This window comes from Pontiella desulfatans (assembly GCF_900890425.1).
In the GTDB taxonomy this organism is placed as follows: Bacteria; Verrucomicrobiota; Kiritimatiellia; order Kiritimatiellales; family Pontiellaceae; genus Pontiella; species Pontiella desulfatans.
The window spans coordinates 1,659,030-1,673,474 of sequence record NZ_CAAHFG010000001.1 but is presented as its reverse complement, the minus strand read 5'-3'; the positions used below and the strand labels follow the sequence as shown (position 1 = coordinate 1,673,474).

Annotated in this window: 13 protein-coding genes; 12 read left to right on the top strand and 1 reads right to left on the bottom strand. The window is 53.2% G+C overall.

The window, feature by feature from the left end; all coding sequences use genetic code 11:
• Positions 1–11: 11 nt before the first annotated feature.
• The 3 genes from E9954_RS06265 to E9954_RS06255 are packed head-to-tail and all read left to right on the top strand — an operon-like array spanning position 12 to position 4,265.
• Positions 12–2,555, top strand: a complete 2,544-nt coding sequence (locus tag E9954_RS06265) for a circularly permuted type 2 ATP-grasp protein (protein WP_136078359.1) — start codon at positions 12–14, stop codon at positions 2,553–2,555.
• Positions 2,552–3,463 carry a transglutaminase family protein gene (locus tag E9954_RS06260; protein WP_222847075.1) on the top strand — a complete coding sequence of 304 codons (912 nt, stop codon included), beginning with the start codon at positions 2,552–2,554 and terminating at the stop codon, positions 3,461–3,463. Before E9954_RS06265 ends, E9954_RS06260 begins: the two co-directional genes overlap by 4 nt.
• 10 nt (positions 3,464–3,473) lie before the next feature.
• Positions 3,474–4,265 carry a transglutaminase-like domain-containing protein gene (locus E9954_RS06255; protein ID WP_136078357.1) on the top strand — a complete coding sequence of 264 codons (792 nt, stop codon included), beginning with the start codon at positions 3,474–3,476 and terminating at the stop codon, positions 4,263–4,265.
• A 73-nt stretch (positions 4,266–4,338) separates the two neighbouring features.
• Here the strand turns inward: E9954_RS06255 and E9954_RS06250 are convergent, their stop codons facing one another.
• Positions 4,339–4,620: a peptidylprolyl isomerase gene (locus tag E9954_RS06250; protein ID WP_136078356.1), complete on the bottom strand. Its 282-nt coding sequence runs from the start codon at positions 4,618–4,620 to the stop codon at positions 4,339–4,341.
• 855 nt (positions 4,621–5,475) lie between these two features.
• Here E9954_RS06250 and E9954_RS06245 point away from each other — a divergent pair.
• The 9 genes from E9954_RS06245 (at position 5,476) to E9954_RS06205 (ending at position 14,442) form a co-directional block, all read left to right on the top strand.
• Complete coding sequence (locus E9954_RS06245) at positions 5,476–6,126, top strand: restriction endonuclease subunit S (protein ID WP_136078355.1); 651 nt, start codon at positions 5,476–5,478, stop codon at positions 6,124–6,126.
• An 11-nt stretch (positions 6,127–6,137) separates the two neighbouring features.
• A complete protein-coding gene (locus tag E9954_RS06240; RefSeq protein WP_136078354.1) occupies positions 6,138–6,443 on the top strand; it encodes a hypothetical protein in 306 nt (101 codons plus the stop codon).
• A gap of 153 nt (positions 6,444–6,596) precedes the next feature.
• Positions 6,597–8,120, top strand: a complete 1,524-nt coding sequence (locus tag E9954_RS06235; protein ID WP_136078353.1) for a type I restriction-modification system subunit M — start codon at positions 6,597–6,599, stop codon at positions 8,118–8,120.
• Positions 8,120–9,343 carry a restriction endonuclease subunit S gene (locus tag E9954_RS06230; protein WP_222847074.1) on the top strand — a complete coding sequence of 408 codons (1,224 nt, stop codon included), beginning with the start codon at positions 8,120–8,122 and terminating at the stop codon, positions 9,341–9,343. The genes E9954_RS06235 and E9954_RS06230 overlap by 1 nt, the downstream gene beginning before the upstream one ends.
• Positions 9,340–9,531 carry a hypothetical protein gene (locus E9954_RS06225; protein ID WP_136078352.1) on the top strand — a complete coding sequence of 64 codons (192 nt, stop codon included), beginning with the start codon at positions 9,340–9,342 and terminating at the stop codon, positions 9,529–9,531. The genes E9954_RS06230 and E9954_RS06225 overlap by 4 nt, the downstream gene beginning before the upstream one ends.
• Positions 9,489–9,677, top strand: coding sequence for a hypothetical protein (locus E9954_RS33835; RefSeq protein WP_168442023.1), 189 nt, complete (start codon positions 9,489–9,491; stop codon positions 9,675–9,677). Before E9954_RS06225 ends, E9954_RS33835 begins: the two co-directional genes overlap by 43 nt.
• A 185-nt stretch (positions 9,678–9,862) precedes the next feature.
• On the top strand, positions 9,863–10,834 hold the full coding sequence (gene rhuM / locus E9954_RS06215; RefSeq protein ID WP_136078351.1) for a Fic family protein: 972 nt from the start codon (positions 9,863–9,865) through the stop codon (positions 10,832–10,834).
• A gap of 19 nt (positions 10,835–10,853) precedes the next feature.
• On the top strand, positions 10,854–11,225 hold the full coding sequence (locus E9954_RS06210; RefSeq protein WP_136078350.1) for a four helix bundle protein: 372 nt from the start codon (positions 10,854–10,856) through the stop codon (positions 11,223–11,225).
• Positions 11,215–14,442: a type I restriction endonuclease subunit R gene (locus E9954_RS06205; protein ID WP_136078349.1), complete on the top strand. Its 3,228-nt coding sequence runs from the start codon at positions 11,215–11,217 to the stop codon at positions 14,440–14,442. The genes E9954_RS06210 and E9954_RS06205 overlap by 11 nt, the downstream gene beginning before the upstream one ends.
• Positions 14,443–14,445: the final 3 nt, after the last annotated feature.

Here is a 14,445-nt window from a genome sequence, read left to right as displayed (position 1 = left end):
ACTGCTCAACCATGAGTGTAATGACCGATTTCTACCGGCCACTCCCGGACGCGTACCCTGAAATGGTGGATGGGAAGGGGGCGGTCCGCCCCCACTGGCAAACCATGCTGCAGCAGCTGGAGAACTACGGGCCGCAAAACATTGATGCCCGCTGGCAACGCGCCCAGCGCACGATCCGCGAAAACGGCGTGACCTACAATGTCTACGACGATGAAAAAGGCAGCAGCCATCCGTGGATGCTCGACCCCGTGCCTTTGATGATTCCTCCCGATGAATGGGACGCACTTTCGGCCGGACTGATCCAGCGGACGAAGGTGCTCAACCTCGCCCTGGCGGATCTTTATTCAAAACAAACACTCCTGCATTCCAATGTCCTGCCGAGCGAGCTGCTCTATGCCAACCCGCATTTTCTGCGGCCCTGCAGTCAGATTACTCCGCGCAACGGGCAGTATCTCACGCTGCACGCCGTCGATCTGGCCCGGACCCCTTCGGGAACGTGGAGCGTGGTGAAAGATCTGGCCCAGGCACCGCCCGGCGCGGGCTATTCGCTTGAAAACCGTCTGGTGATGTCGCGCACCTTTCCAACCATGTACCGGGTTTGCGGCGTGGAACGGCTGGCCCCTTTTTTTGCCGCCCTGCGCAATACGCTCGAAGGGCTGGCCGCCGGCCGGACCTCCAACCCGCACATTGTGGTGCTGACGTCCGGGCCGCACAGTTCAAGTTATTTCGAGCATGCCTACATCGCCCGCTATCTGGGGTATCCGCTGGTGGTCGGGAACGACCTGACGGTGCGCGGCAGCGAGGTTTTTCTCAAAACGCTGTCCGGTTTGCGCAAGGTCGACGTCATCCTTCGCCGGCAGGCCGATGCGCTGTGCGATCCACTGGAACTCGCCCCGGATTCGCCGTACGGCACACCTGGCCTCCTGCAGGCGGCCATCGACGGCGAAGTGGCCATTGCCAATGCCCTCGGCAGCGGACTGGCAGGAACCCCGGCCCTGCTGCCATTCGTGCCCGGACTTTGCCGAAAACTGATCGGGGAAGAACCCCGGTTGCCGACCCTGCCAACCCTCTGGTGCGGCCAGCCCAAGGAGTGCAAACAGGTACTCGACCAACTTGATCGATGGGTCATCAAACACGCCTTTTCCGGAAGCCTCGGAAAGCCGGTCTTTGTCCAGAACCTCTCCCCGGCGGAACGCACGAAACTCGCCGACCGGATCAAGGCGGAACCCCGGCAGTTTATCGCGCAGGAAAACATCCAGCTTTCCTCCTCGCCCTGCTGGCTGGATAAGCGACTGACCTCGCGCCACACCATGCTCCGGGCTTTTATCGTGGCCACGGCGGAGGGGTGGATGGTTATGCCCGGCGGACTCGTTCGTACGGCACCGAAGGCCGACTCCACCATCGTCAGCATGGAGAGCGGCGGCGGTTCGAAGGATGCCTGGGTGCAGGCCCGCGGGAGGGTCGAACACGTCACGCTGCTTGCGGCGGACGACGATGATATCCTGCCGTCGCGCAGCGATGCCAACCTGTCGAGCCGGGTGGCCGACAACCTGTTCTGGCTCGGCCGCTATGTCCAGCGGGCGGATATGCATGCCCGCCTGCTGCGCACCATCCTGCGGCGCCTCGCCGAGGAAACCCAGCCCGATGGTTCGCCGGAACTGGCCGAACTGCTGCGGACGCTGGCCGTGATTACCGAACAGGAACCTGCAGTCCGCATCCCGACCAATCCCCTGCAGGACCCGGGGCCGGCCCAGGCGTATATCAACACCATGATCTTCGACCGTGCACTGCCCGGCAACCTGCACCATGCACTCACCAGCGCTGCCAACATCGGCTCGACGGTGCGCGAGCGGATCAGCATCGACACCTGGCGCATCCTCGACCGCATGAACGGCGAACTCCATTCCACCCCCGCCGGTGGTGACCTGCCCGATGCGCTCGACATGCTGGACCGACTGCTGATGCCGCTGGCCGCCTTTTCCGGACTGAGCTCCGAGAGTATGACGCATGGCTATGGCTGGCGTTTTATGGACATGGGCTTCCGCATGGAACGCGCCACCATGAGCGCACAGCTGCTGCGGGAACTGCTGCAAAAGCCGGCCGCCTTTGAAAAGCCGGTGCTGGATGCCATTCTCGAAGTGGCCAACAGCTCCATGACCTACCGTTCGCGCTACCAAAGCCATGTAACCCCGCTGCCGCTACTCGACCTGCTGCTCTGCGATGATACGAACCCACGCAGTCTGGCCTATCAGCTGGAGATGATCAGTCAGCACGTGCATGCCCTCTCTCAGCTGCCCGACCGCGGCGTGCTGCCGGAACAGACCCTTGCAACCGAACTGGTTCAACGGATTGAACAATGCGATCTCAACCTGCTGGTTCAAACCGATGCGAAAGGCTGCCGGGAGGCGCTGAGCAGCCTGCTCTCCGAGATCATCGGGCACGTGTATGAACTCAGCGACATGGTCACCCACCGCTATCTGGCGCACGTGTACTCCACCAGTAAACTGGCATCGTCCATCGGTTCCGAATGCTGGAACGGGGAGGAGGACGAATGATTTACCATCTTCGCCATCTGACCTCGTTCCGCTACACGCAGCCGGTAACCTTTGTCTACAACACGCTGCATCTCAAACCCCGGGAACTTCCGTGGCAGACCATAAAATCCTTCAGGCTGGAGATTGAGCCGGAACCCGTCGTGCTGAGCGAGCGCATCGACTATTTCGGCAACTCCGCCACGTTTTTCATGATCCAGACACCGCACGACGCCATGAAAGTGCTCACCCAGTCCGTGATCGAGGTGCTGCCCCGGATGCCGGCGGCACAGACGAGTATTGCCTGGGATACCGCGCAGCGGACCATGCGGGCGGATACGACCCCCAACGGTCTCGATGCCTATCAGTACAGCTTCGCCTCGCTCTATGCCAAACCGCTGGAAAAAGCCCGGGCGTATGCCCTGCCCTCATGCCGCCCCGGCATGAGCATCCATGCCGTCGCCACCGAGCTGATGACGCGTATCAACACCGACTTCACCTTCGACCCCAAGGCCACCACCGTGGCCACCCCGGTGGAGGACGTGCTGCAGAACCGCCGCGGGGTCTGTCAGGATTTTGCGCATTTAATGGTTTCCTGCCTGCGCAGCATAGGCCTGTCGGCGCGCTACATGAGCGGGTACATCCAGACGGTCCCGCCGCCCGGCCAACCGCGTCTGGCCGGAGCCGATGCATCGCACGCCTGGGTGGCGGTTTACTGCCCGCAGGCCGGCTGGCTGGAGCTCGACCCCACCAACAATCAGGCGGCCGATGAACAATACATCACGCTCGGCTGTGGTCGGGACTTTCAGGATGTAAGCCCCGCCAAAGGCGTTCTGCTCGGCGGCGGCAAACACACGGTCCACGCCCAGGTCGACATGATTCCGGAAACCGAACTTCGTCCGGTCCAGTCGCAACAGCAACAACAGCAATAAGGGAGATCCGATGCAGCTCCTCACCAGTTGTAACTTAACCTTCGACATTCAGGTGCCGACCCCCTTCGTGCTGATGCTGCGTCCGCGCAGCGGTGCGCAGCAATGGGTCGCCCGCGAAGAATACAAGCTCGAGCCGGGCGTCCCCGCCTTTGAATTTACCGATTCCTACGGCAACCTCTGCCAACGCCTGATTGCCCCGCCCGGCATCTTCGGAGTCTATACCGCCGCCGAAGTCGTAACACAGGACTGGGTGGACCAAGCCCCCGGAGCACCCTTTGTTGAAGTCGAATACCTGCCCGATGGCGTGTTGAGTTACCTGCTTCCCAGCCGCTACTGCGAATCCGACCGGTTTGGCCAAATGGCCACCGAGATCACCGCCGGCCAGTGGCTGGGATATGATCAGGTTCAGGCCATTGAGTCGTGGCTGAAAGCCAACATTCGTTTCGAGCCGTACGACAGCGACATTCAGTTGTCCGCAACCGAAATCAACGAACGCGGCTGGGGCGTCTGCCGCGATCTTTCCCATCTCGGGATCGCGCTCTGCCGCAGCCTGAGCATCCCGGCCCGCATGGTGGTGGGATATCTTTACGGGCTTGAACCGATGGAACTGCACGCCTGGTTCGAGGCCTACGTCGGCGGACAATGGTATACCTTCGATGCCACACAGGCGGAACTCAAAGGCGGGTATGTGGCAATCGGCTACGGGCGGGATGCGGCCGACGTCGCCGTCTTCAACCAGTTCGGCCCGCCAGTGACCGTCCGCTCGCAGTTCGTGAGTGTTCAGCGCATGGAAACATCCTGAAACAAGAACGTAGCAGCTCGAAATTCTGTTTCGAGACATTCCAATGCCTGGAAGTTTCCAAGGTCTGTAAATCTTAGTCCACGCGATGCGTGACCTCCACGAGGTGGTAGCCGAACTCGGTTTTAACCGGACCCTGAACGACGCCAATCGGTGCGCTGAACACCACCTTGTCGAATTCCTTCACCATCTGGCCCGGCTTAAATTTACCAAGGGCTCCGCCCTTTTTACCCGATGGGCAGGTCGAGTGCGCCTTCGCCATTTTTGCAAAAGCCACGCCCTTATCGAGCTTCTTTTTGATATCCAGGCACTTCTTCTCGGTTGCCACTAAAATATGTCGTGCGGTTGCTGTAGCCATCGTGCTCTCCCATGAATGTGTTGTTTAATGAAATGCCCCTCAGCAAACGGTGGAGTGCAAAGCAGGTGCATCTTCATGTCGCGCCGCATCCTTTGCAAAGGCGAATAGATATTAAACAGATCTCAGCCGGACACTCATACCAAATTAAACTGATTTGAATTTTTTACCACAGAGTTCCTAGCGCAGCTCAGCCGCAACCAAAGATATCGCAAAATAATGGACGGCAAAATGATCTGAAATGCTTCAAGTAGATTATTTTGCCACTCATTATTTTGCAAAAAAACTCTGACGTAGTTGCTATTATCCAAAGGCTTGCGGAGAAAATCTTGCCGGAAAAACAAGTTTTGGGGAGATAGTAGTACAGAGACGCAGAGGGTGGCAGATATATTGATTGCTCTGTGCCTCCGTGCGCTCTGTGGTGAGACTGCCTATCACTCCTAATGACCGGAAAACAAGGTCGCGGACCGCCCCGTTCGACCAGAGCCACCACTGGGAAACGACGGGGATATGTGTCCACACAATTGAACCCCAACTACCCAAGAACGCGAAGCAGGTTTTTTCCGAGTGTCACGAATTCCCGAATTCCCTGACCGACCCTTTTCCTTTCCTCATCGACCGCACGTCCGCACCGCCACCCAAAACACAAAGATCAAAGGCCTGAACCTTTTTTTAGGTGAGATCCATTTCCGCCTACTCTGGTACCCTGACGCTTTTCCGACCCGTTTTCCTTCTGCGGCCTACAGAGACGACCGAAACATCCTTTAATTGCAGTAACCTGATTATTTCTTAATTTAAATACATTGACAGCATATCCCGAATTGCATACATTCCGAACTCAAGAAACGGGATTACTGCATGAAATTGTTAAAAAACATCGCCAAAATAAGATCAGGCCATCCATTCAGAGGAAAACTGAATGAAGATGTTGGCGGCGATGTTAACGTGCTGCAGTTGAGTGATGTAACCGATTCTTTTTTTATCGATGCAGCAAAGGTGTTGCGACTCGGAGGCGACAAGATCAAAACCCAATACCTCCTTGAAAAAGGAGATGTCGTATTCCGTTCGAGAGGAAACACGAACACCTGTGCAGTATTTTCCGGCACCCAAAATCCGACGGTATGCGCGGCTCCCCTGTTCCATATTCAAGTCAATCCATCCTGCGCACTGCCCGAATATGTGTGCTGGTTCATCAATCAGGACTCATCCCAAACCTATTTTGACCGAAACGCCAAGGGCACCTCCGTTCGCATGATCGACCGCGATGCTCTTGGAAACCTGCCCATCCCTCTCCCACCCTTGGAAAAACAGCGGGAAATCACGGCTATCGCCAAACTGGCCGACCGCGAACAACGCCTGATGGATCAGCTGAGGGATAAGAAAAAAAAACTGATTTCAGGAATCTTGGCGCGGGTTGCGTCAGAAACCGGCAATGGTGCCGAAAATGAACGTCTTCCCGAGGTGGTTGCAACACCTCAGGAAGACAAGGATAACCACCCAGAACCGTAGGAGGTCATTAAATGGGTATCCAAATAGGAAGCTACAACTTCGAGGGGCCGTATACAAGCACCTCGAACCTTCGAAATTCGTCGGGAGTGTATTCCATTCTCGGTCGAAATTCCGAGGCAGAGACATGGAAAGTGGTCGATATCGGCGAATCACAGGAAGTGAAAGAGCGGATTGAAAACCACGACCGCAAACCGTGCTGGCAAAGACGGGGCTACAGGACTATCACCGTGGCCGCGCACTATACCAGTGCAGCGCAACGAATGCGGATAGAGAAAGAACTGCGGGCAAAGTTCGATCCGCCCTGCGGCAAGCGTTAAAAGACCGGCGGGAGGGAAACTTCCCGCCACCCCAATTTTCAGAAAAAATGGATGGCCACGAAAAGGCACAAAGACCGAAAAACAGATTTTATTGTAGGGCTGAAACGGTCGAAGACCTTTCCGCCACAACCCGGATTCAATGGAGAACAGAATATGAGCACAACGATTGAACAGAAAGACATCAACAACGCGGCGTGGGCGGCGTGCGATACCTTCCGGGGCGTAGTCGATCCGGCGCAGTATAAGGACTACATCCTCGTGATGCTCTTCCTCAAATATATTTCCGATGTCTGGAAAGACCACTATGCCGAATACAGCAAGCAGTACGACGGCGACGACGCCCGCATCCGCCGGAAACTGGAACGCGAACGCTTTGTTCTCCCCGAAGGCTCCAGCTTTTATGATCTCTATGAAAAAAGGAATGAAGCCAATATCGGCGAGCTGATCAATATGGTGCTCGACTCCATTGAAGAGACCAACAAAGCCAAGCTCGACGGCGTGTTCCGCAACATTGATTTTAACTCCGAGGCCAACCTCGGCAAAACCAAAGACCGCAACCGCCGCCTCAAAATGCTGCTGGAGGATTTCAATAAACCGCAGCTCGATCTATCGCCCAGCCGGGTTTCCGAAGACGTGATTGGTAATACCTACCTCTACCTCATTGAACGCTTCGCCACCGACTCCGGCAAAAAGGCCGGCGAATTCTATACCCCCTTCCAGGTTTCACAGCTCGTCGCCAAACTGGCCAACCCGAAACCGGGCGACCGCATCTGCGATCCGGCCTGCGGATCCAGCACCCTTTTGATTGAAGCCGCACGGGAAGTGGGCGACCGCAACTTTGCCCTTTTCGGTATGGAGGTCAACGGCGCCACCTGGGCGCTGGCACGCATGAATATGTTTCTGCACAGCTTCGATAGCGCCCGCATTGAATGGTGCAACACGCTCACCTCGCCGGCACTGGTCGAAAACGATCGGCTGATGAAATTTGACGTCGTCGTTGCCAACCCGCCCTTCTCGCTCGATAAATGGGGAGCCGAAGAAGCCGTCAACGACCGCTATAACCGCTTCTGGCGCGGCGTTCCGCCCAAGAGCAAAGGCGACTATGCCTTTATCAGCCACATGATTGAATCCGCCGTAGAAAAAGAGGGCCGCGTGGCCGTCGTGGTTCCGCACGGTGTTTTGTTCCGCGGTGCCGCCGAAGGTCGGATCCGTCAGAAACTGATTGAAGATAATCTATTGGACGCCGTCATCGGCCTGCCCGGCAACCTGTTCCAGACCACATCGATCCCCGTTGCCATCCTGATCTTTGACCGGAGCAGAGAAGGAACCGCGAAAAAAACGAAAGGGCGCGAAAAAAAGGTTTTATTTATCGACGCCAGCAAGGAATTCAAGCCCGGCAAGAATCAGAATGCCCTCACCGAAGAACACATTGAAAAGATTGTAGACACCTACCGCGAACGCAAAACAGTCGAAAAATATTCCTACGTCGCCACCTTCGACGAAATTAAAGAAAACGACTTTAACCTCAACATCCCACGCTATGTCGACACCTTTGAAGAAGAGGCCGAAATCGACGTCGACGCCGTACAAAAGGAAATCGACGACCTCGAAACCGAACTTTCCAATGTTCGGAAGGAAATGACCGAAAAACTCGCCACAATTCAGAGGAATGCGTAATGAGTTCCAATGGTTGGAAAAAAGGTCGGATGAAAGACTGCATTGCAGGACTGGAGTCTGGCGTTAGCGTCAATGGGCTAGACAGAACTCCTGAAGCCAATGAAGCCGCTGTACTCAAAGTGAGTGCGGTCACATACGGATATTTTGATGAATTCGCAGCTAAGCCCATTTCAGGAAAAGAGTTGACCAGAGCGAACTGCACACCAAAAAAAGACAGCATAATAATCAGCCGCGCAAGTGGTTCCCCTAAACATGTTGGCGCAAGCGCTTATGTGCCCGCAGATTATCCCAACCGGTTCTTGTCGGATAAGCTATGGCAGGTAACAGCAAATGATCTTGCTTGCCCGCAATGGCTCTTCGCCCTTGTATCCTCTCCGAGGATGCGCGCAAAAATGCTCATGTTTGCAACCGGCACAAACATTAAAAACATAACGAAGTCGGAATTTCTGGAAATAAAAATATCAATCCCCCCGCTGGAGGAACAGAAGGCGATTGCGGATGTGCTGTCGACATGGGATCGGGCTATCTCCACCACCGAACGCCTCATCCAGGCCAAAGAAAAGAAACTGGATGCATATGGGCGCTCTCTTTTTGACAGAAATCAGAATGGAAAATATCCGGGATGGGAACTAATCAAACTGGCTGATGTTCTGGATGAACATGGAGACAAGAGTGCCGGAAAGGAAGAAGTATTCTCCGTTTCCGTCCACAAAGGTTTAGTAAATCAGATCGAACACCTTGGCCGATCTTTCTCTGCCGCCAAGACTGATCATTATAACCGCGTTCACCATGGCGACATTGTTTACACCAAAAGTCCAACCGGCGATTTCCCTTGGGGAATTGTCAAACAGAGCTATACACCGGAAGATGTGATTGTCTCTCCTCTTTACGGTGTTTTTACTCCCCAGACTCACGACTTAGGAATCGTTCTTGATTTCTATTTCAGCTCTCCGACTCGGGCAACAAACTATTTATTCCCGATCGTTCAAAAAGGCGCAAAGAACACGATTGCGATTACGAACAAAACCTTCCTCAGTAAAAAACTTCACTTACCCACAGATAAATCTGAGCAGAAAAAGGTTGCTGAATATGTCGTCACAGCGCGGAAGGAAATCGACCTGCTCAAAAAACTGGCGGCAAAATACAAAGCCCAAAAACGCGGCCTCATGCAGAAACTGCTCACCGGCACCTGGCGGGTGAATATCGAGGAGGCTGTTAAATGAAAGACCTCGAAAATTTCGTTGAAGACGAGCTGAAAACATTTATTGAGGAATGGATCAGCAATCTTAATCTGGACGGAGAAGATGAAGTCGGATCGGCCATGGCTGAGACTATGGCCACTCGCTTGCCGACAACGATCAACACATTTTGCGTCTCATCGAACGGGGCAAAATTTCAAAGCTGTTTGTGAGTATATACGGGGAACCTGATTCCCCTGAAAATGAGTGGATCATCAAACGGGCAAAAATTATTACCGAGGAGCGCATAATTGTTAATCCACGCAAAAAATTGGATGTTCACTTTTTCGATGCCCAATCAGCCGAAGTTTGGGGTTAAATAATGAACGGTTTCCGCTTTAACGAAAAATATCTTTCGCAGATCCCGGCGCTCCAGCTGCTGATCAATTCCGGCGGTAACGGTCTTTGCGATTTCTGCGCTCTCTCGCGGCCACAATCCTTCCCGTCCTTTTCGCGTATTTCGCGCCCTTTGCGGTTTCCTATCCCTGAACATGAGGCCTGATTATGAGTAAAAAACAGGAATTGGTCATTTATCGAAGCAAGGATGGCGGTGTTCAGCTGGATGCGACGCTCGAAAAGGAAACCATCTGGCTGTCGCAGAAGCAGATGGGACTGCTGTTCGAGAAGGATACGGACACCATTGGACTCCATATCCGCAACGCCTACAAAGAAGGTGAATTGGAAGAAGCGGCAACTACCGAGGAATCCTCGGTAGTTCAACAGGAAGGCAACCGAAAGGTGCGCCGAAAGGTGCGTTTTTACAATCTGGACGTGATTATTTCCGTGGGCTACCGGGTCAAATCCAAACGCGGCACGGAGTTCCGCATCTGGGCGACTAACGTCTTAAAACAGCATATTGTCCAGGGGTACACGGCAAACGAAAAACGATTAAAGCAGCTGGGTCAGGTCGTCAAACTGGCTGCCGATATTTCGAAGCGCAAAGCGCTCTCCGGCGATGAAGCATCGATCCTCCTTCAAACCGTATCGGAATATGCCGGCGCGCTGGATCTGCTGGATGATTATGATCACCAGCGGGTGGGCATCGGCAAAACATCCAAACGCAAAGCGAAACCGGTGAGCTATGAGGAAACCCTGAAGCTGATTGATGCAATGCGCATAAAATTCGGCGACTCGGCGGTTTTTGGAAAAGAAAAGGATGAAAGCCTGCACAGTTCGCTGAATGCGGTTATGCAGAGTTTTGATGGAAAAGACGTTTATCCGTCGGTGGAGGAAAAAGCGGCGCACCTGCTCTATTTTCTCGTCAAAAACCACAGCTTTGTCGATGGAAACAAACGGATCGCCGCGGCGGTTTTCCTGCGCTTTGCGGAAAAGAATAAACTGATCTATGACAAAGAGGGCCACAAGCGAATTGCCGACAATGCCCTGGTGGCCATGACGCTGATGATTGCTGAAAGCCGCCCCCAGGAAAAAGAGGTGATTGCCGCCATGCTGACTAATCTGATTGGAGAAGCGTAGAAATTATGAAGGATGAGTTATGAGTGCTGAATTAAAAATTACAGATCGTTCCTTCCAGTTTGCTGTGCGGATCGTGAAACTTTGCCAGTTTCTGGAGAAACAAGATCGGGTATCGCGAACGTTGGCCCATCAACTATTACGTTCGGGCACGTCGATAGGCGCTAATGCTGAAGAGGCTCAGGCAGGACAAAGCAAACCGGATTTCATAGCCAAAATGTCAATTTCCAGAAAGGAAGCACGGGAAACGCTTTATTGGTTACGTCTTCTCAAGGAAGCAGAACTGATTTCAGAAACAAAATTAGATGAAATCATACAGGAAGCAGACGAACTGGTTCGAATCCTCACGGCCATCGTTAAAACCGCCCAAACCGGAGGCAAAGATGGGAAATAACTCATCACTCATCACCCATCACTCATCATTCCCGACAAACGAGAAGCGTCTGTCGCAGATACCGGCACTCCAGGTGCTGCTGAAGCTGGGCTATGAATATCTCAGCCCGGAAGAAGCGCTGAAAGAACGGTTGAGCAAGCGGAGCAATGTGCTGCTGGAAAACACGCTACGTAATCAGTTAAAACGTATCAACCAAATCAACTACAAGGGCAGTGAATACCTTTTCAGCGAGGAGAATATTCAGTCGGCGATCCAAAAGCTCAAAAACATTAAGTTCGACGGTCTGCAAAAAACCAATGAAGCGGTCTATGATCTGATCACCCTCGGCACCGCGATGGAGCAGTCGATTGAAGGGGATTCCAAAAGTTTTAATCTGCATTACATCGACTGGAAGAACCCGGCGAATAATGTATTTCATGTGGTTCCCGAATTCAGTGTGGAGCGCACCCGCAGCACGGAAACCGCCCGCCCGGATCTTGTCCTGTTTGTGAACGGAATTCCGCTGGCGGTGATTGAATGTAAAGCGCCGGACATTGAAATTGATCAGGCGATTTCACAATCCATCCGCAACCAGAGCGATGACTTTATTCCGAAGCTGTTTGTCTATGCCCAGCTCGTAATGGGCGTCAGCAAAAATGAAGCGCAGTATGCGACCGTCGGAACCGGAAAAAAATTCTGGGGTATTTGGAAAGAGGAACCTGCAGTTGATGGTTGTCAGTTGGAGGTTGATGGGATTACTAACAAAACCCTGACCGCTGAAAACAAAGATCGGCTTTTCAGTGGTGAGTTTGCTGTAGCGCGAACTTTTTTCCAACGGTTGGAAGATGAAGGTGATCGGCTGGTTACGGAGCAGGATAAGGCACTGCATGCGCTGTGCCGTCCTGAACGTTTACTGGAGCTTGTATTTAAATTTATCGTGGTTGATGGCGGGATAAAAAAAATTGCCCGCTATCAGCAGTTCTTTGTCATTAAATCCACACTGGAGCGGATCAAGCAGCAGGACTCCGAGGGACAGCGCAAAGGCGGCATTATCTGGCATACCCAGGGCTCCGGCAAATCATTGACCATGGTGATGCTAGCGAGAAATCTGGCGCTGGATCCAGACATTTCCAATCCCCGGATCGTGCTGGTAACCGATCGCGAAGACCTTGATCGACAGCTGGGCAATACCTTTGCCGCCTGCGGCCTGAATCCGGAACGCGCCACTTCCGGACGCCATCTACTGGAATTGGTGGCCACCCACAAGGCGGGCATCGTCACGACGCTGATCCATAAATTTGATAAGGCGATGAAGGTGCGATCCTTCAAAGACGACTCTTCGGATATCTTTGTTTTGGTGGACGAAAGCCACCGCACGCAGTTTGGTTCGTTCTCGGCCCGTATGCGTCAGATGTTCCCGAAAGCGTGTTATATCGGCTTTACGGGTACACCGTTGATGAAGGAGGAGAAAAACAACTTTATTAAATTCGGCGGTTTGATCGAGCCGCATTATTCCATCGGCCAAGCTGTAGAGGATGGCGCAGTGGTTCCCCTGCTCTACGAAGGCCGTCTAGTGGAGATGGAACAGAATAAAGCGGCCATAGATCTCTGGTTTGAACGGCACACCAAAGGGTTGACCAAGGAACAGCAGGCCGACCTGAAGAAGAAATATGCCCGTGCGGAAATGCTGAATAAAACCGAACAGGTCGTTTATATGCGCGCTTACGACATCAGCGAGCATTATCGCAAGGCCTGGCAGGGAACCGGCTTTAAAGCGCAGCTGGTGGCTCCCAGTAAAGCCGCAGCTCTAATGTATCGTGATTTCCTGAATGAACTGGATACGGTGTCGTGCGAAGTGATCATCAGCGGTCCCGACACCCGCGACGGCTATGAAGAAACGGATGAAGAACCTTCGGATGAAGTGCTCCGCTTCTGGAACAAGATGATGGCGCGCTACGGGAGCGAAGAGGACTACAACAAGCAGGTTATTAACCAGTTTAAATTCGGCGAAGACCCGGAAATACTGATTGTGGTCAGCAAACTGTTAACCGGCTTTGATGCCCCGTGTAATACCGTGATTTATCTCTGTAAAGAGCTGCGGGAACACACCCTGTTGCAGGCCATCGCCCGAGTGAACCGCGTTCATGAAAACAAAGACTATGGCTATGTCGTGGATTATGTCGGCCTTTTGGGAGAGCTGGACAAGGCGCTGAGCATGTACGATGCCTTTGAAGGCTTTGACGAAAATGATCTGGCCGGAAGCCTGACCTCAATTCAAAGCCAGATCGACCAACTGCCCCAACGCTATTCAGATCTGTGGGATCTCTTCAAGGCAGTGAAAAACTCCTATGACGAAGATGCCTATGAACAACTCCTGGCTGATGAAGACCTGCGCGATGAGTTTTACAGCCGCCTGACCGAATATAGCAAAACCCTGGCCGTCGCCTTGTCGAGCGAACGTTTTGTCACGGAAATCACGGATCTGAAGCTGGAACAATACAAGGCTGACCTGAAGCGGTTTCACAAACTGAAAGTCTCCGTCAAAATGCGCTATGCCGAATCCATCGATTACCGGGATTATGAACCTAAGATCAAAAAGCTGCTGGACACGCATATCCAGGCGAACGAAGCAATCCAACTGAATGAACCGGTGAACATCTTTGATGACACGTTGTTTGGTGCGGTCAAAGAGGAGATGGGCGTTTATACCGTAAAGAAAACGGACGGAGCCAAGGCCGATGCCATTGCCCATGCAACAAAGAAAGTCATTACCGAAAGCATGGAGGAAGACCCGGCGTTTTATTCCAAATTTTCCAAACTGATTCAGGATGCCATCGATGATTTTCGCGCGAAAGTGATCTCCGCACAGGAATATCTGGAACAAGTGACTGATATTCGCCATCGGGTGGTTACCAAACAACACGACGACATCCCCACATCCATCAGCAGTAATGAGGAGGCTATGGCCTACTTCGGTGTAATCAAACCGCTGTTCGGAGAAGAGAATGAAATGCTCTCTGCGGATGCAGCACTGGCCATCGCCCGGATTCTTGAGTCCCATATTTCGCTGGTGCATTTCTGGGATGACAGTGATGCCCAGAACCTCGCCATCAATGAAATTGAAGATTATCTCTTTGATGAAGTCCGCGATAAAACAGACATCGACCTAACGCTGGATCAGATGGATGAGTTGATCGAAAGCACCATGCGCATTGCTCGAAACCGCTCAGGAAAGTAGAAC